Source organism: Flavicella sp. IMCC45537 (assembly GCF_057197705.1).
On the sequence record NZ_CM170067.1, the window covers coordinates 1274198 to 1294162 of the forward strand.

Annotated in this window: 16 protein-coding genes; 5 read left to right on the forward strand and 11 right to left on the reverse strand. The window is 32.8% G+C overall.

From position 1 onward, the window contains the following. Positions 1-79: 79 nt before the first annotated feature. The 3 genes from tpiA to AC2DGP_RS05740 form a co-directional block, all read right to left on the reverse strand. Positions 80-841 (reverse strand): triose-phosphate isomerase, encoded by a 762-nt coding sequence (gene tpiA, locus AC2DGP_RS05730; protein WP_484492059.1) that lies wholly within the window; start codon positions 839-841, stop codon positions 80-82. Positions 842-872: 31 nt separating this feature from the next. Continuing rightward, positions 873-1370 carry a TlpA family protein disulfide reductase gene (locus tag AC2DGP_RS05735; RefSeq protein WP_484492060.1) on the reverse strand — a complete coding sequence of 166 codons (498 nt, stop codon included), beginning with the start codon at positions 1368-1370 and terminating at the stop codon, positions 873-875. A gap of 121 nt (positions 1371-1491) precedes the next feature. Next, a complete protein-coding gene (locus tag AC2DGP_RS05740) occupies positions 1492-2568 on the reverse strand; it encodes an ABC transporter permease (protein ID WP_484492061.1) in 1077 nt (358 codons plus the stop codon). Between the two features lie 143 nt (positions 2569-2711). Between AC2DGP_RS05740 and uvrA the strand changes: the two genes are divergently transcribed. The 4 genes from uvrA (at position 2712) to AC2DGP_RS05760 (ending at position 11772) form a co-directional block, all read left to right on the forward strand. Continuing rightward, complete coding sequence (uvrA, locus tag AC2DGP_RS05745) at positions 2712-5543, forward strand: excinuclease ABC subunit UvrA (protein WP_484492062.1); 2832 nt, start codon at positions 2712-2714, stop codon at positions 5541-5543. Positions 5544-5635: 92 nt separating this feature from the next. Further along, on the forward strand, positions 5636-6349 hold the full coding sequence (locus tag AC2DGP_RS05750) for an LOG family protein (RefSeq protein ID WP_484492063.1): 714 nt from the start codon (positions 5636-5638) through the stop codon (positions 6347-6349). A gap of 14 nt (positions 6350-6363) precedes the next feature. After that, positions 6364-9189 (forward strand): gluzincin family metallopeptidase, encoded by a 2826-nt coding sequence (locus AC2DGP_RS05755; protein ID WP_484492064.1) that lies wholly within the window; start codon positions 6364-6366, stop codon positions 9187-9189. Positions 9190-9318: 129 nt separating this feature from the next. Then, positions 9319-11772: an alpha-ketoacid dehydrogenase subunit alpha/beta gene (locus tag AC2DGP_RS05760; protein WP_484492065.1), complete on the forward strand. Its 2454-nt coding sequence runs from the start codon at positions 9319-9321 to the stop codon at positions 11770-11772. An 81-nt stretch (positions 11773-11853) separates the two neighbouring features. Here AC2DGP_RS05760 and AC2DGP_RS05765 read toward each other — a convergent pair whose 3' ends face one another. The 8 genes from AC2DGP_RS05765 to AC2DGP_RS05800 form a co-directional block, all read right to left on the reverse strand. Beyond that, positions 11854-12579, reverse strand: a complete 726-nt coding sequence (locus tag AC2DGP_RS05765; protein ID WP_484492066.1) for a hypothetical protein — start codon at positions 12577-12579, stop codon at positions 11854-11856. 91 nt (positions 12580-12670) lie between these two features. Beyond that, entirely contained in the window at positions 12671-13324 is a 654-nt protein-coding gene (locus tag AC2DGP_RS05770) for a hypothetical protein (RefSeq protein ID WP_484492067.1), read from the reverse strand. A 138-nt stretch (positions 13325-13462) separates the two neighbouring features. Beyond that, positions 13463-14212, reverse strand: a complete 750-nt coding sequence (locus AC2DGP_RS05775; RefSeq protein WP_484492068.1) for a hypothetical protein — start codon at positions 14210-14212, stop codon at positions 13463-13465. A gap of 144 nt (positions 14213-14356) precedes the next feature. After that, complete coding sequence (locus AC2DGP_RS05780) at positions 14357-15007, reverse strand: hypothetical protein (protein ID WP_484492069.1); 651 nt, start codon at positions 15005-15007, stop codon at positions 14357-14359. Between the two features lie 20 nt (positions 15008-15027). Next, a complete protein-coding gene (locus tag AC2DGP_RS05785) occupies positions 15028-15750 on the reverse strand; it encodes a hypothetical protein (RefSeq protein ID WP_484492070.1) in 723 nt (240 codons plus the stop codon). A gap of 180 nt (positions 15751-15930) precedes the next feature. Continuing rightward, positions 15931-16668 carry a hypothetical protein gene (locus AC2DGP_RS05790; RefSeq protein ID WP_484492071.1) on the reverse strand — a complete coding sequence of 246 codons (738 nt, stop codon included), beginning with the start codon at positions 16666-16668 and terminating at the stop codon, positions 15931-15933. Positions 16669-16973: 305 nt separating this feature from the next. After that, positions 16974-17723, reverse strand: a complete 750-nt coding sequence (locus tag AC2DGP_RS05795; RefSeq protein WP_484492072.1) for a hypothetical protein — start codon at positions 17721-17723, stop codon at positions 16974-16976. Positions 17724-17873: 150 nt separating this feature from the next. Then, a complete protein-coding gene (locus AC2DGP_RS05800; protein WP_484492073.1) occupies positions 17874-19187 on the reverse strand; it encodes a DUF2851 family protein in 1314 nt (437 codons plus the stop codon). Positions 19188-19335: 148 nt separating this feature from the next. Between AC2DGP_RS05800 and AC2DGP_RS05805 the strand changes: the two genes are divergently transcribed. Next, positions 19336-19965, forward strand: a complete 630-nt coding sequence (locus AC2DGP_RS05805; protein WP_484492074.1) for an NAD(P)H-dependent oxidoreductase — start codon at positions 19336-19338, stop codon at positions 19963-19965.

Consider the following 19965-nt stretch of genomic DNA (forward strand, 5'->3'; position numbering starts at 1 on the left):
ATTAACATATATTAACAAAAAAAAGGCTGAATATGTTCCTTCGAACATATTCAGCCTTTTTTTAATTTATTATGATTCCTTATTGGATAGCCTCAATAATAGCAATGAAGTCAGCAGCTTGTAAAGCAGCTCCACCAATCAACCCTCCATCAACATCTTCTTTAGAGAAAATTTCTTTAGCATTACCTGGTTTACAAGAACCACCATAAAGAATAGAAACTTCTTCCGCTAAAGAAGCATCATACTTATCAGCTACAATTTTTCTGATAAAAGCATGCATTTCCTGCGCCTGATCAGCAGTTGCAGTTTCACCTGTTCCAATCGCCCATACTGGTTCGTAAGCCAAAACAATATTTTTCCATGCAGAAGCCTCTAAACCAAACAAAGCATTTGAAATTTGAGATTCCACAACAGCAAAATGATTCCCAGATTTACGATCTTCTAAAACCTCACCAAAACAAAAAATAACTTCTAAATTATTTGCCAATGCTGCAGTTACTTTCTCTGCTAATAAAGCGTCAGATTCTCCAAAATATTCTCTTCTTTCAGAATGACCTAAAATAACTGATTCTAAACCAATAGAAGTTAGCATCTCTCCTGAAATCTCTCCAGTAAAAGCACCACTTTTTGCTTGATGCATATTTTGAGCAGCAACCTCAACAACTGAACCTTCAGTAGCTTGCTTTACAGCAGTTAAGTTTACAAATGTTGGAGCAACAACAACTCTTGTGTTGTTTAATGTTTTTCCTTTTAACCCTTCTACCAATCCATTAGCCAATGCATTTGATGCCGCTAAATCATTGTTCATTTTCCAGTTTCCTGCTACTATTTTACTTCTCATTTTACTTAATTTAATCGTTTAATTTTTGATTTTAACTTTTTATGGCTTTTTCTAATCCTTTGTCAGATGCTTTTATCGCCTTGTACAATTTTATTCTTCCTAATTCATCTAATACTATATATCTTGGAATCCAATCTAAATCGATAGCATTATTAAAACTACTATCCCATCCTGCCGGAATAAAATAGTGTTCTCCTAAAACGTTGTACTTTTCAATCCCTCTTTTCCAGGATTTAAAATTCTTATCAACAGACAAAAACAAAAATACTACTTCTTCATTTTCATTCTGTAATTCTTTTACTTTCGGCAAACCACCAATACAATCTCCACACCATGAAGCCCAAACATCGATAAGAACCCGTTTCCCTTTGTATTTAGATATTATATCAGAAAAAATAAGTTTCTTACCTTTTAAATCCAACATCTCCTCTTGTAAAGCTACAATAGGAAATTCCGTTTTATCTTGTGCCTTACCACAAGACAGCACAAAAAGCAAAAGTACGAATGCTATGTTTTTCAAATATTTCATTTTCTATGAATAAGGATCATGTTTTTAGATCCCCTGTTCCAGCTACAAACTTACTGTTAAATCCTAAGATAAAAAAGATTCCATATTTCTAATACTTAATCGTTTTCGAGAATAGGATACTCTATCCAAGTCGAATTTTTGGATCTAACCAACTATAAACCAAGTCTACAAATATATTTATCAAAATAAACATACTTGCAATGACTAACACGGCACCCATAATCACCGGCTGATCTAGAGTATTTAAGGCCTCTACGATTTCTTTACCTAAACCATTCCAATTAAATATATACTCAACGAAAACAGCTCCTGCTAACATAGAAGCAAACCAACCTGAAATGGCCGTAACAACCGGGTTCATGGCGTTTTTGAAGGCGTGATTTTTCACGATCTGATACTGAGATAAGCCTTTCGCTTTTGCTGTTCTAATATAATCCTGATTTAAAACCTCTAACAAGGAATTTCGCATCAATTGGATTACAACCGCTAACGGACGAATCCCAAGCACTATTGCTGGTAATATTAAATTTTTCAACTGAAGTACACTTCCTTCACCAAAATCATCAACCTCAAACAAACTCCCCGTCATGTTTACATGTGTATATTTTTTTAACACAAAACCAAATAACCAGGCAAAAATAATTGCTGATAAAAACGAAGGCAAACTCATTCCAAAAGTACTAATAACTGCAATAAATTTATCAAAAAAGGTATCTTTCCATAAGGCAGAAAACACACCAAAGAAGACTCCAATAAAAAGAGCTAATCCAATAGATGCTATTGCCAAAACGGCCGTATTAGGAAGTGTTTCTGAAATTATCTCACTAACTGGTTTCCCGTTTTTCTGAAAGGACTTTCTAAGATATGGAACCTTTACTGCTATTTGAAATTTTGCAACGGGCATTTTTAATAAAATATCATATTTACCCTTTTTCATGTAAGAAAAATCATCTGGATTTTTACTATGCAAAGACAAAACAGAAATATCATTTAGGTAATAAAAATATTGGGTAACTAAAGGTTTATCAAAGCCATATTTCTTTTTTACTGCCTCTAATTGATCGCTATCTTGTCTTTGATCTAACATCATTCTGGCAGGATCACCCGGCAATACATTAAATAGTAAGAAAACCACTGTTGCTACCCCAAACAAGGTAAAAACTCCGTAGCCTAATTTCTGTAAAATATTCTGAACCATTATGGGTAAATAACTGTGACAAATGTACTAAAATTAATCTGCTTTTTCCGTTTAATAAAAGTGGGATTTTTAGTCTAGGAAGATTCAAAGAAGTTCAAATAATATATACTCTTTTTAAGTATCTTTGTTTCTTTTAATTCTACATGGAAGATATACAAGAACACATAGAAGTTTTAGGAGCAAGAACCCATAATCTTAAAAATATTGATGTAAAAATACCGCGAGAAAAATTGGTGGTGATTACAGGTTTGAGTGGAAGTGGAAAGTCTTCCCTTGCCTTTGACACCATATATGCAGAAGGACAAAGAAGATATGTTGAAACTTTTTCTGCTTATGCCAGACAATTTCTTGGCGGTTTAGAACGGCCTGATGTTGACAAAATAGATGGTCTATCGCCTGTTATTTCCATTGAACAAAAAACAACAAATAAAAATCCAAGATCAACTGTAGGTACCATTACTGAAATTTATGATTTTTTACGTTTACTATTTGCACGAGCTGCAGATGCATACTCCTATGAAACGCAAGAAAAAATGGTTAGTTACACTAATGAACAAATTATTGATCTAATTTTAAAAGAATACGATTCCCAAAAAACAATTATTCTCGCTCCTGTTGTTAAATCTAGAAAAGGACATTATAGAGACTTATTTGAACAAATCTCTAAACAAGGCTTTGTAAAAGTCAGAGTAGATGGTGAGATTCGTGATATTGAAAAAGGAATGCGTTTGGATCGTTATAAAACGCATGATATTGAAATTGTAATTGACCGTTTGGTTGTAAATGAAGCGAACACAAAACGCTTGGAAGAAAGCATTAAAACTGCCTTATATTCTGGTGAGAATATTTTAATGGTAATAGAACATCAAGGCGAAACACCAAGATACTTTAGTAAAAACTTGATGTGTCCATCTACGGGAATCGCTTATCCGAATCCCGAACCAAACTCATTTTCATTCAACTCCCCTAAAGGAGCTTGTGATTCTTGTAATGGTTTAGGAGTGGTAAAGCATACTACCTTTGAAAAATTAGTTCCAGATACTAGTATTTCTATAGCTGCTGGAGGATTTGCTCCCCTGGGCGAACAAAAAAATAGTTGGATTTTTAAACAATTGCAACTAATAGCGGATCGTTTTAAATTCAAATTAACCGATCCCATCAATAAAATCCCAAAAGAAGCTTTAGAGATTATACTTAATGGTGGAAAGGAAAAGTTCGAAATCAACTCTAAATCCCTTGGCGTTACCAGGAAATATGAGATTGATTTTGAAGGAATCAATGCGTTTATCACGGACCAATATCACAATAGTGATTCGAACACCATTAAAAGATGGGCCAAAGGTTTTATGGACGAAAGCAAATGTTCTACTTGTAACGGTAATAGATTAAACAAGGAGTCTTTGCACTTTAAAGTTGCAGAAAAAAACATTTCAGAACTTGCACAAATGGATGTTGGTGAATTAGCAGAATGGTTTGCGAATCTCGAAGCTAAACTAAGTTCAGATCAAAAAATTATTGGAGTTGAGATAATTAAAGAAATACGTACACGTATTCAATTTCTACTCGATGTAGGATTAGAATATTTAACCATTGACAGAACCTCTAAATCGTTATCTGGTGGAGAAGCCCAAAGAATCAGACTTGCAACACAGATTGGTTCTCAATTAGTTGGAGTACTTTATATTTTAGATGAGCCTAGCATCGGGCTTCATCAAAGAGACAACGAAAGACTAATCAACTCTCTCATAAAACTGAGAGATATCGGTAATTCGGTCCTTGTGGTAGAACACGATCAAGACATGATGGAATGTGCCGATTATGTATTGGACATTGGTCCGGGTGCAGGTAGACATGGCGGTGAAATTGTGAGTAAAGGAACTTATAATGAAATGATTCAAGAAAGCACCTTAACCGCAGATTACCTTACAAAAAGAAAACAAATTAAAGTTCCGACGGAAAGAAGAAAAGGAAATGGAAATGAACTTGTTCTAAAAGGAGCCTCAGGAAACAACTTAAAAAACGTTTCAGTCACTTTTCCTTTGGGCAAAATGATTTGTGTAACCGGTGTATCGGGAAGCGGAAAATCAACGCTTATAAATGGTACTTTATACCCAATTTTAAATAAACACATTTATAGAGGAGTTAAAGAACCAATGCCTTATAAATCTATCAAAGGCTTAGAACATGTTGATAAAATAATTGATATAGATCAATCCCCAATAGGTAGAACCCCTAGATCAAATCCAGCAACTTATACTGGGGTATTTAGTGAAATACGTAGTCTGTTTGCTAAAACTCCCGAATCCATGATTCGTGGTTATAAAGCAGGAAGATTTTCATTTAACGTGAAAGGCGGAAGATGTGAAACCTGTCAAGGAGGCGGGTTAAAGGTTATTGAAATGAACTTTTTACCGGATGTATTTGTAGAATGTGAGACATGTCAAGGGAAAAGATTCAACAGAGAAACTTTAGAAATCAGGTACAAAGGTAAATCTATTTCTGATGTATTGAATATGACTATAAACGAAGCTGTTCCGTTTTTCGACTCTATCCCAAAAATCTACAAAAAGATCAAAACCATACAAGATGTTGGACTTGGATACATAACTCTAGGTCAACAATCTACCACCTTATCTGGTGGAGAAGCGCAACGTATAAAATTAGCATCAGAGCTATCAAAAAAGGATACTGGTAATACCTTTTATATCTTAGACGAACCTACTACTGGATTGCATTTTGAAGACATCAATGTTCTTATGAATGTACTCAATAAATTAACTGATAAAGGAAATACTGTTCTAATTATAGAACACAATATGGACGTTATCAAATTAGCTGATCATATTATTGACGTTGGTTTAGAAGGAGGACGAAATGGAGGAACCATTTTATGCAAAGGAACACCTGAAGAAATTATAAAAAATAAAAAAAGCTATACAGCAAAATTTTTAAAGAAAGAACTCTTGCAATCTTAGTTTAAAAGCTGTATCATTAGGCTTACAAATCACTAATCATCTAAGTATTTCAATATTTTTATCAGATGATTCAGTATCAAAAATAAACAAATATGAGCCCAAACGAAGATAGAAAGATAAGAGATCGATTCACGCCCAAAACATGGAATGAAATTAAAACAAATGATTCCTGGGCAATTTTTAAAGTAATGGCTGAATTTGTTGATGGATATGAGCGTTTGAGCCGTATAGGACCATCTGTAAGTATCTTTGGATCAGCAAGGACTAAGCCAGAACACAAACATTACATCCTTGCAGAGGAAATTGGATATAAATTAACACAAAACGGCTATGGAGTTATTACTGGAGGCGGACCCGGAATTATGGAGGCTGGAAACAAAGGAGCTCATAGAGGTAACGGAACTTCTGTAGGTCTGAACATTGAGCTTCCATTTGAACAAAATGACAATCCATTTATAAGCAAAGGAATGAGCTTGGATTTTGATTATTTCTTTGTTAGAAAGGTAATGTTCGTAAAATATTCTCAAGGTTTTATTGTAATGCCTGGTGGAATGGGGACTTTAGATGAATTATTTGAAGCCATTACACTGATTCAAACTAAAAAAATAGGTCGCTTTCCTATTATACTTGTCGATTCTAGTTTTTGGAGCGGTATTATAGATTGGATAAAAAAGGTACTTCTTGAAGAAAACGCAACAATAAGCAAGGAAGACTTAAATTTATTTAGGATTGTTGATACTGCAGATGAGGCTATAGATCACCTTAATAAATTCTATTCTAAATATAGTTTGAAACCAAACTTTTAATTTTTAAAAAAACTGTGCGGAAAATAGTATCATTCTTTATTTTTTTATCAGTTGTAATTTCTGTTGGATATGCCCAAAATTCCAAAATCGAAATCAAAGCTTTACTGCTTCCTGATGTAGATCAACTGGCTATCCAACAGAAAATAACCTATGTCAATAAAAGTGGTAAGCCTTTACATAATTTAGTTTTACATAACTGGCCAAATAGTTTCATTGACAGAAACACAGTTCTAACAAAACGAATGTTAGAAAGCTTTAAAAAGTCGTTATATTTTGCAGACTCCATTGAACGAGGTAACTCAGAAATAAGAAGACTTTCTATTAATTTCAAACCCACCAAATTTCAAGACTATAAGGGCTCTAGGGAACTTGTTGAGGTTCTTCTAAACAAAACATTACAACCGAACGACTCTTTAATACTAACTGCTAATTACAAGGTTAAAATACCGAGCAATAAGTTTACGGGTTACGGAAAAGACTATCTAAACGATTATATTTTAAGGTATTGGTATTTGGTACCTGCAGTAAATGAAAACGGCAATTGGAAAGCTTACAACAATAAAGATGTAGACCATATGTATATGGAAGCCATGGATTATGATTTAAAAATTCATGTACCAATCTCCTATCATGTTAATACAGATTTATACAGTACTAAAACCTATTCTAAAAACCTTGCTATATACAATCTTAAAGGTAAAAACAGAGTGGATATCCAGCTAAATATTACAAAAGAAAAAAGCTATCCTGTTTACCAAACCGATCATATAAAGGTTATTTCTAATATTGAAGATAAAAAACTACCTACTGCGATTAAAAAAAGTGTAATAAACCGAGAAATTGAATTTATTGAAAGATTTCTCGGCAAATTTCCTCACAAAAAAATAATGGTTGATCGAGAATCTGCATTTAAAAACAGAGCCTATGGTTTGGATGTTCCTAAATTTTTAAGTGACTTTTCTGATGTTTTTAAATGGGATATCGAATTTTTCAAGGCTTTGAGCAGAAAAATGGTCGAGGAAATGGTTATCGTCAATAAAAATGAAGATTATTGGTTACCCGAAGGAATTGAAATTTATTTGTTAATGGAATATTGTCAAGAATTCTATCCCGAAGCAAAGATTTTAGGGAACCTTTCTGAGATATGGGGTATCAGAACATTAAACTTAACAAAAATGGATTTTAACGCAAAATATCCATTTATGTATCAATTTAGTGCGCGAAGAAATTTAGACCAATCATTAACTACCCGTATTGACTCGCTTTCCAATTTTAACAGAAAAACAATCAATAGCTATAAATCGGGTTTAGGGCTACGCTACCTTGATAACTATCTAGAAAAAGATGTTTTTAAAACTAGCTTGAAAGAATTCATTGAAAAAGATAAATTCAAAACCAACTCTACGGATTTATTTAGACAAATATTAACAAAGAACACTGATAAAGATTTGGACTGGTTTTTTGGTGATTTTCTAAACTCTAAGAAAAAAATAAATTACACTATAAAAAAAGTCAAACAAGACAATGACTCCGTTTATATAACCATAAAAAACAAAAGAAATATAACAGCTCCTGTTGCTTTATATGGAGTAAAAGACAAACAAATCAAATGGAAAAAATGGATTCCTGATGTGGACTCAACTAAAATCGTAAGTATCAAAAAAGGAGATTTTGACAAAGTGTCTTTAAATTACGAATATTTATACCCAGAATTCAATCAACGAGATAATTGGAAAAATGTAAACCCTAAACTTTTTGAAAGACCCTTACAGTTTAAATTAATTAAGGATATTGATGATCCGTATTATACTCAAATTTTTTACAAGCCGCGAGTCGGCTATAATTACTATGATGGATTAATTTTAGGAGTTCAGTTTCATAACAAAGCAATACTTCCTAAAACTTTTGAATATAGCCTTGTACCCACCTATAGTTTTAAAAGTAACAACACCTCCGGTGGTTTTGGTTTTTCGTATAATCATTATCCAGAAAACAAAACAATTTATAAATACACATTTGCCATAAATGGTAGCAGTTTTCATTATGATAGAGATTATCGATACAGCACTTTTAACCCAAGTGCAACTATTTTTTTTAATAGAAAATCGCTTCGCGTTCCAGGAAATAATTTTTTAAGAATAAAATACCATATAATCGATAAAGAAATTGCACCAGGAATTGAAAAATCAAACGAAGACAAATATAATTTAGTAAAACTTACGTACAGCTATTCAAGACCTGAGATAATAAATGACTTTCGTTTTACTACCAGTATGGAATTTGCAACTTTTTTTAACAAAGTTTCTGCTGACATTCGTTATCGAAAATTAACAGATAGCAATAGACAATTAGATTTTAGATGGTATACAGGTGTTTTTATTGGAAACAGTACAGACCCTGACTCAAATTATTTTAGCTATGGTCTAAGTAAACCTCAAGACTACTTGTTCGAGTACAACATGTATGGTAGAGAAGAAGATGCTGGATTTTTATACCAACAATACATCATTGCGGAAGGAGGATTTAAATCCTTTTTTAAAGAAGACCACCAAAAATTTGCAAACCAATGGATTTCCACTTTTAATACGAGTTTCAACGTATGGGAATGGCTTGAAATATACAATGATGTCGGATTACTAAAAAGCAGAAACACCCCTCTGTTTTTGGGCTATGAATCTGGTATACGCTTTAATTTTATGCACGAAATATTTGAATTATACCTACCGGTATACTCGAATAATGGTTGGGAAATGAACAATGATTACTTTAGTAAAATCCGTTTTACTTTTGTACTTGAACCTTTAAAAATATTCAACTCTGTACGTAGAGGATTTTTGTAAAGTGGATTTCCATTTATCAATCGAATGACAACTACTAAAACTCCTTAACACCTCATTTACAGAAGCTAAACCACTTTTTAAATTCCATAGAAAAACAGTATCTTTGCAATACCAAACAAAGCTATTTGTATGACCTCTACCACATCTGAAACTACCTCACAAAATTTATCTTTTGAACAATTTAAAGCTGAAATTCTACAAGACTACTATATCGCAGTTCTTAGTAGAGAATGCAGTTTATTAGGTAGAAAAGAAGTACTTACAGGTAAAGCCAAATTTGGAATTTTTGGCGACGGTAAAGAATTGCCTCAAATAGCAATGGCCAAAGCCTTTAAAAAAGGAGATTGGAGATCTGGTTATTATAGAGATCAAACCTTTATGATGGCATTGGGTGAGTTTAGTCCTCGCCAATTTTTTGCGGGTTTGTATGCTCATACCGATATTGATCATGAGCCGTTTTCTGCTGGTAGGCAAATGGGAGGTCATTTTGCTACCCATATTGTTGATGAAAATGGAGATTGGAAAGATCAAACAAAACAATACAACACAAGTTCTGATGTGTCTTGTACTGCTGCTCAAATGCCTAGACTTGTTGGACTAGCATATGCTTCGAAGTTATACAGAAATGTGGATAGTTTGAAATCAGGTTATGAAAAATTCTCTAATAACGGAAATGAAATTGGTTGGGGAACCATCGGAAATGCAAGTACTAGTGAAGGTCACTTTTTTGAAGCTATAAACGCTTCAGGGGTATTACAGATTCCAATGGTTACAAGTGTTTGGGATGACGAATATGGAATTTCTGTGCATGCCAAATATCAAACAACAAAGGAAAATATTTCTGAAGTCTTACAGGGCTTTCAAAGAGACAAGAAAAATAAGGGTCTTGAAATTATGCGTGTTGATGGCTGGGACTATGTACAGCTGATAGACACTTATAGCAAGGCGGCAGAGATTTCAAGAAAAGAGCATGTACCTGTTTTAATTCATGTTCAAGAATTAACACAACCTCAGGGACACTCTTCTTCTGGATCACACGAAAGATACAAAAGCAAAGAACGTCTGAAGTGGGAAGCTGATTTTGACTGTAATAAAAAATTTAAAGAATGGATTCAAGAATTTGAATTAGAAACACCTAATGGAGTTTTACGAATCATTCAAAACAACTCGGAATTAGAAGCAATTGAAAAACGAGCAAAAAAGGAAGTCCTTCAAGGTAAAAAAGATGCTTGGAAGGCTTTTCTTGAACCTTTAAACAAGGAACAAAAAGAACTAGTACAACTTCTTGACGCTGTTTCGTTAGTGAGTGCGAACAAAAATTTCATCATCAAAATGAGGAATGAACTCGCTGCCACCAAAGAACCTTCAAGAAAAGACATCTACTCCACCGCCAGAAAAGCAGCTCAATTTCTTCGACTAGAAAATTCAGAAGAAAAAGAAGCACTACAAGCTTGGTTGGTAAAAAACAAACAAATCACTCAAGATAGATATAGCACAAAACTTTATAATGATACCGGAAACGGTGTTAGTACTATTGATGAAATTCCTGCAAAATACGCTGAAGAAATTCCAGAAGTAGATGCAAGAATTATTATTAGAGATAATTTTGACGCCATCTTACAGAAACATCCAGATGTATTTATTTTTGGAGAAGATTCTGGTAAAATTGGTGATGTAAACCAAGGGTTAGAAAGCCTACAAGATAAATTTGGCGAAGATAGAGTAACAGATACTGGAATTAGAGAATCTACCATTATTGGACAAGGTATAGGAATGGCCTTAAGAGGTTTAAGACCTATTGCAGAAATTCAGTATTTAGATTATTTAATCTATACCATTCAAACTTTAAGTGATGATTTAGCCTGTTTACGATACAGAACTTTTGGTAAACAAAAAGCACCTTTAATCATCCGAACTAGAGGACACAGATTAGAAGGAATCTGGCATTCTGGTTCTCCAATGTCTATGATTTTAGGAACGTTAAGAGGTGTTCATTTACTCGTACCTAGAAATATGACCAAAGCCGCTGGACTTTACAATACACTGCTTAAATGTGATGAACCTGCCATTGTTATAGAAAATTTAAATGGTTACAGACTAAAAGAAAACTTACCTAATAATCTAGGTGAATTTACAACTCCTATAGGCTATGTTGAAACTATTAAGCAAGGAGCTGACATTACGATTGTATCCTATGGCTCTACCTTAAGAATAGTCGAAGAGACTGCATTAGATTTATTACAAGCCGGAATTGATATTGAAATTATTGATGCACAATCATTAATGCCTTTTGACATCAATCATGATATTTCTAAAAGTGTTAAAAAAACAAACCGCTTGCTAATTGTAGATGAGGATGTACCGGGAGGTGCCTCTGCATATATCCTTCAAAAGGTCTTAGACGAACAAAATGCTTACAATTATTTAGATAGTAAACCAGCCACACTTAGCGCTAAAGCACATAGACCAGCATACGGAAGTGATGGTGATTATTTCTCAAAACCATCTAAAGAAGATATTTTTGAGGCAGCTTATGCCATTATGCATGAGGTAAATCCGACAGAATTCCCAGAATTGTTCTAAGAGCTATTCTCTTAAAATAAAAAAAGGTCACCTATCTAAATAGGTGACCTTTTTTTTGTTCTAAAGTAGAACTGACATTTTTTACTCTATTATTCTTTCCATATTGAAAACAACATCTTCAAAATTTATATTTTTTTGTGATTGAGAGCCTCCAATAGCATCAAAAAATGTTACTTCATAGACAACCCCTTCTCCAATTACGTTTTGATGTTCTCCTTTAATTTCATTTCCAAACACCTCAACTTCTACCTTAATATCTTTTTTTGTTTCATCCGTATAATAAATGGTATTCAACTCCACTTCATCTTTCCCTATCTTTACTTTTTCGATAAAACTTTCCATAATTCCGTTCGCTTCCACCGCAACATACCCCTGAATCAATTCAAGAGGAACTTGAACTACACCAGTACCAGGAGCAGTCTCTACATCCACTTTATCCAATCCATAGTAAGCGACTTCTCCTAATTTTTTCTTTTTAAAATCTGGATGCTTAACCGTAACCTCAACAGGTCCTGTTACTTCAAGAATAATGGGTTGAGTCAAATCAACATCTTCTAATCGTAAATCACCATTTACAAGATTATTTTTTATATCTACTTTATACCCTGTTTTCTCATAATTATGGATAATATCCATATCCTTACCCGGCTGAAGCGTCAAACCAAAACCAAGCGTTATTTCATAAGGTTCGTTGCTCGTAGGTGGCACTCCTTCTTCCAAGTCACTTGTATCATTACAGGAAACAATAGCAACTGATAGCAAGGTATATACTAAAAATCTTAGTCCTTTGTCAATTATTGTTTTCATAATATTTAATTTTTCAAAATAAATTCAAAACTTCAAATCTATTTTATGGTTATTATTTGGTTAGAATCAGTTTAATTAAAATATTATTCTCTTAATAATCTTCAATTAAAAGACCTTCTTCTAAGGAGTTCAAAACATAATGTGTTTCTTCCCCCAACATATTTGCATGCTCGTTTTTAAAACTTCCTTCTTTAGTAATAATTTCAACTTCTATCATTTCTGAAGCCGTGTAATAGGTTACATCAAAAATTGCCGACTTACCTAATATATTTACTTCCTCAATCGAATCGTCCAAATTTTCCTCTGCCAACACAACAACTCTTCCTTGAACAAAGTCCATTTCAACCTCATGCAATACTTCTTGATTAACAAGTAAATCTACTTCATCAATTCCATAATACGATTTTGTTGTTAACTCATTGGGTTCAAAATCTGGATGTACAACAGTTACAACTATAGCTCCATTAGATTTTACCCTTAACGTTTGCATTAAATCTATTTCAGTAAAATTTTTATGACTTGGATGAATAGCTCCACTGATATGAATTTTATAGCCATCCGTCACATAGTCTTGAAAATTCAACTCATCATGTTCATCAATCGAATGATTCTTTTTTGGTAAAACAAATTGCAACTCTGTTTCCTTAAATTCTCCTTTCTCTACAATATTTACTTCTGGATTTTCTTTATTACATGAAACCAGAGTCAAAGAGCAGATAAAAATTGTTAGAACTAAATTTTTCATTTCTCACGAATTATACGTTAAAGGTAAGAGCAATGAGCTTCAGCTAAATTTGAATTAAGGTAAAACAACCAAATAACTCACTAAACTGACATTTAACTGTCCTAAAGTTTTTCCTTTTCTTCCAAACTATAGAAATTCTTAAAATGATTTAACGTGAAGCTGCTCTAAATTCAAATCATCAAAAGAATAAGATTGTTTCTTTTGAGGATTATTTCCAATGATATCTGAAACAGTAAGATCATAAACCATTCCTTCACCTAGAATGTTAGTATGTTGTCCTTTTAAAACTCTCCCAAAAACTTTTAAATCCACCTGCACTTTTTCTTCAGATGCTCCTACATAATAGACGGAATTAAAATCAACATCTTGATTATTTATTTTCACATAATCAATAAATCCTTCTATAAAACTTGATGTTGTTACCCAAACATACCCCTGTACTAGATCTAATGTCACAATATTGTTTTGTCCTTCGATAGGATTTATTTCCTGAGAAACAGTTCCAAAATAAGCAGATTTTTGAAGCTGATCTTCTTTATACCCAAGATGCAATACTGTAACTTGAATGGGGCCTGTTATTTCTATTTCTAATTTCTGATTCAAATCAACATGCTTAAAAACCTGATTCCCTCCAACAATTCCACCTTCAACAATCACTTTATAGCCTTGTTTTTCGTAATTATGAACAATAGCATTTTTCAATCCTGCCCTAAGGTTATCCTTCAAGGACTCCAACTCTAATCCAAAACCTATTTCAATATTTTTAACAGGTAGACTTGGCTCCATATTCCCGTCTTCAAAATCATCTACTTGATTACAAGACTGTAAAACAAACACCAATACAACTAATATTCTTGAAATGAATTTAAATTTTATTAAATTTTTCATGGCTTCATTTTTAAAAAACCTCGAGAAGTAATCTTGAGCTTTTATTAGTTTCTTAGATTCATCAAAACAATTTATAACGATATCAACTTCTTTAGTTAGCTCTCTTATAGTTAAACTATTATTTGCCCCAACAAGCTCATTACTTTACATAAAATTCAAATTTCCCTCTTCATCCTCAAACGCATAATGCACATAACCATCACCTATGATATTAGTATTACCAATTTCTACTGACATACCTAGATATGAAATTTTACTAATCAATATCTGATCAGTCAAATAGTAAGTAGTATTAAACTCTGCTGCTATGTCATTTATGGTCAAACTATACTTATTAAAATCAAAGTCTTCCTCTGTATTAACCAGTACATAACCCTGTGTAAAGTTCAAATCCACTGTTAATTCGTCTTGTATTTCTGTTGCCAACCGTACTTCTTCAACTGAAAAAAATGCTTTTTTAGAAATTCCTGATTTATCATAATCAGGATGAACTACAGAAATCACAACATCTCCTGAAACTTCTATTTTTAAAGGCTCGTTCATATTTACATTCGTAACTATTTCAAACTCTTCTGAAATCTCTCCTGTAAAATTTACTGTATAACCATGAGTTATATAGTTATGCATATTTTTGGCTGTAACATCATTATTAGATGACATATATGGCACATTAAAAGACACATATACATAACGTGCTGTTTCTGGATTTTCTGGCTCGATTTCAGCGTCATTATCCTGACAACCTATTAAAACCAAAATAAATGCAACAAAAAGTAATTTTATAATAGCTTTCATAATTTCTCCTTTTCATATTATTATAAACCTGGTCCCCATACTCCATCACCAGGATCTCCAAACTCTGGAAAAGTAAATTCAATCCCATCTCCTGAGATAGTTACATTATACTGAACCCCTTCACCCAATTCTGTATTATGTTCTCCTCTTAATGTTCCATAACCATCTGTTTCAACAAGAACATCAACCACTGGTGTATCCAAATAATAAACAACATCTAACTCCGCAGGTTGCCCCAAAATTTTTATGGATGTAATTAAAGGCTCCGCTAATTCATCAGATGTTACCATCACAAAACCTTGAACTAGCTCCAAAGGGACAATATTATGGTCAGAACTTCCTGTGGGAATCGTATACGATTGAATACCGTAAAAAGCCTCTTGAAGTACATTGTTACTGTAAAATCTTGGATGAGACACGGTCATTACGATATCACCTGTGACCTCTAAGGTGAGTCCTTGAGTCAAATCCACCTCTGTCAAATAGGAATCTTCTGGAGCTATCCCTCCTGTTATTTGAATATTATAACCATCCGTTACATAGGTATGCAAATCCTCTGTTTTTGCAGCAACACCTTTTGCATTTGGAGTTAAAACCAATCCATCAAAACCTAAATGAATCATACGTGGTTCTTGCGGTTCTACGGGTGTTTCTTCTTCTAAAGTACTATCACTACATGAAGACAACATTCCTAAAACGATTACTGACATTGCAGTCAGTACTAGATATTTTATTGCTTTCATAATTATCTGTTTTGATTAATATCAAATGTAGTTTTGATTTTTCCTAGTTAGGGAAATTTCTACATGAAGTATCTTTATTAATGTCTGAAATAACTTTTAATTTTTTAAAGTAACTCCACTTCCCTCTTTAATAAAAAAGGCAGCGTTACTTTGCTGCCTTTTTTTAAAATTATTATTTAATTATTGAGGCGTCAAATCTCCATCTTCTGGATCACCAAACTCTGGCAATTCAAACTCTATCAACTGTCCATTTGAATCTACGGTAAATCTAACTCCTGCTCCTATTGTGTTGGTTGCAGTACCTGTTAAATCTTGACCTGTAGTGTATACATTTACTACAAAACTTGCGTCCGCAGAATAATATGGTATGTCTTTAGATTTCCCTTGAATGGTATTAACATCCAAACCTGTAATTACATTTTCAGCACCATCTCCCTCTGTTACAATAACAAAACCTTGAACCAGCTTTGTTTTAATCAAAGTTTCAGAAGTACCATATAGTATCTCTTGATTCTCAGTTCCATAATAAGCTTGTTCTGTAACTGCTATCTCATTGAAATCTGGATGGTACACTTTTACATTAACATCTCCTACGGCAGTAAATGAAATCCCTTCCTCTGAAGCTAAATCGATATCCGTAAAAATTACTGTACCGTTAGAAACTCCTCCCGAGATTTCAACTGTATATCCTTGCGTTTGATAAATATGCGGGATATTGGAATCATCTGTTTTTGCAACCTTACGTTGTCCTTCTGGTTCTGGGGTTAATGTATACCCCTCAAACCCTAAATTTACCTCAATAGGATCTTGAGGTTCTACAGGACCTGTTTCACTTGTATCATCATTACATGATGCTAAGAATCCTACTGTTAACATTGCTAATAAAACGGTCTTAGTTTTCTTTATTAAATTTTTCATCTTATTAATTTTTATATGATTAGTATAGGACAAATGTATACTCATTTGATCCCCTATTTAAAAAGTTTTAAGTGAGATGGAATATTTTAATACTGAAATGTCTTTTTTATGATTTAAGGAAAAACCATTTTATGCCACGTATAGATTCCTAATAATTTTCCGAATAAAAACATCACCTCCTTACGCTATAAACACAACAGTATTCACTAAACTTTGATTAAATCAAAGTGTTTCTATAACTGCAAAATATTGAACAAAAAAAAGGCAACAATAAATTGTTGCCTTTTTTCAATATCACTTATCGATTATTTTGTTGGAACAATCGGAGTCAAATCTCCATCATCTGGGTTTCCAAATTCTGGCAACTCAAACTTAATTAATTGTCCATTGGAATCTACAGTAAACCTTACCCCTGCTCCTATAGTATTCGCTGCAGTACCTGTCAAATCTTGTCCTGTAGTATAAACATTTACCACAAAATTAGCAGATGCAGAATAATAAGGGATATCCTTTACCTTTCCTTGAATTGTATTAACATCTACACCTGTAATTACATTCTCTGCGCCATCCCCTTCAGTTACGATAACAAAACCTTGCACTAAGTTCGTTTTAATTAATGCTTCAGCTGTACCATATGTTATGGTTTGATTTTCCGTTCCATAATAAGCTTCTTCTGTAACGTCGGATTCATTAAAATTAGGATGAAACACCTTCACATCAACATCTCCTACCGCAGTGAATGATAGTCCTTCTGGAGCTGCTAAATCTACTCCTGAAAATATGACTTTTCCGTTGGAAACACCACCTGTAATTTCAACAGTATATCCTTGCGTTTGATAAATATGCGGGATATTCGAATCATCTGTTTTCGCTACCTTACGTTGTCCTTGCGGTTCTGGAGTTAATGTATATCCCTCAAAACCTAAACTTACCTCAATCGGATCCTGAGGTTCTACAGGTCCTGTTTCACTCGTATCATCATTACACGAAGCTAAAAATCCTACTGTTAACATAGCTAACAAAATCGTTTTGGTACTTTTTATTAAATTTTTCATCTTATTAATTTTTATATGATTAGTATAGGACAAATGTAGATTCATTTGAAAACCTAAATAAGATGAATAATGTGAAATGGAGTATTTCAAAAGTGAAATGACATTTTCAATATGTTAAAGAAAACCAAATGTATTTTTAGTGTATCATCATTAACAATTATTCTTTAATATTTGAAGACCTATTGTGCAATTCAAACACTTTTTTAAATCACAATAATTGTTTTTTAACTCTAGTAATGCTTGACTATCCATTGCAGATGTAACAGAAACTCCTTTTTCTATAAATAGATTGATGACCGAATTATTTTCTTGCTTTATAGAAGAAATTAAATTTTCCAAATCATTAAATTCATGTTCAAAATTATATTTCCTGTATGCATATTGGATCGGTATGATCACGTTTATAAGTAACAAATCGATGAATTTTTTGGAAATATTTTTCTTTTTCTCTGCAGACATCTTGCCAAACACATAATGATTTTTCCAATAACTTGATGTTTCTGTTGTCAAAAGCTCATAATAATCTTCTAACGTATCACACGCAATCAATTCAGAAAATAAATGAGGCTGAGTTTCATATAATTTTACAAATTGAGAAATTCTTATGCTTGGAAAATTATTAGGTCTCAATCTGAAAAACAAAAACTGCTCCTTATTCATCGGGTACAAGTTATGTTTTCTTTTTAAAAATTGATATTCGCTTTTCATCTTTAGAAAGTAGCCGTCTTCAATCTCTTCCTCTAAAAATCCTGCTTGGCCAAAAAGAAGTGTTTCCAACATTCCTTCTTCATTTCTATATTTTCGAATCAATTTAAAATTTATTGATTTTGCTAAACTAAAAAATGACTCTGCATTTATTTTCATACCAAAACACCTAGAAAGCAACAAAAACAAAACTGCCTCCCAATCGTTTTTATTCGTTTTTAACAGTTCTAATATTACGTCATATTTTTGTTCAAGACGTTCAAAATATAGTCGATTTAACCAACTCGACATAATAAAGGAATCTGTATTGCCTATTTTGTTCTCACATAAAATCCATTTCTTCTTCTGAGAGAACAGTTCATAATACCTATTTAAAATAGTAGCATTTACATAATCTTTCAGTTGTAATGTAGGTATTTCCGTTTGATTAGAATAAAACACCGGAACATTATATTCCCAAACTACATGCAAAATCACAGTATCATAATTTTTATCGCTTTCATGACCGTGCACATACCAGTCAGAAGACTTTACATGAAACTCCACATTCCCTCCCCATTTTTGTCCATCAATTTCCATGAATCCATTCAAAAAATCTGGACCACTATTTTGATTGAATGTCCCTATTGAAATAATAGCAATTTTTTGTTTATTGATCGTCTCTAATTCTTTAAAGTCAAATAATTTAAACTTCCATAGATAATATAAAAAATCTTCATTTATGGGAACATTAGATAGTGTAGCTTCCATTCTTTTCATAGTTTTTTTTATTTAAGTTAGAAAAAAACATCCACATTATTATAACTTAGATTGATAGAAGCATCAATTAATAAAATCTATATTGGTAAATAATTTTATAATCTAAAATTAGATTGACTTATTTTTGTAGTCTAAAAAAATATAAAGAATGGATATTCTAGAAAGCCTACAATGGCGATATGCTACTAAAAAATTTGATTCGGATTTTCAACTTAGCACTGATCAGTTAGATATATTAAAAGAATCTTTCAATTTAACGGCAACTTCTTTTGGTTTACAGCCAATAAAACTAATTGTGATTCAAAATAAAGAACTTAGAGAAACACTTGTGTCTCATGCCTATGGTCAAAGACAAGTGGCAGATGCTTCACATTTATTTGTGATCTGTATTCAAAAAGAATCTACTGTAGAAGATGTAGAGAATTATTTCAAATTGGTGAAAAAAGTCAGAAATACACCTGATGAAATCCTTGCCCCGTTTAAGGATTATTTAACAGGAACATATGAAAAGACCGAACAAGAAGAACTATTAAATGCAGCTAAATCTCAAGCTTATATTGCACTTGGAAACCTATTAACGGTATGTGCGACACAAAAAATTGACAGTTGTCCTATGGAAGGGTTCAACCCAGAAAAATTTGATGAGGTTTTAAATTTAGAAAAACACAATTTAAAATCAGTTCTGCTATTACCGGTTGGAAAACGTGCTAAGGATGATTACATGGCAGATTTGAAAAAAGTTAGAAAACCGCTCGATTCAATAATCTTAGAAATGTAA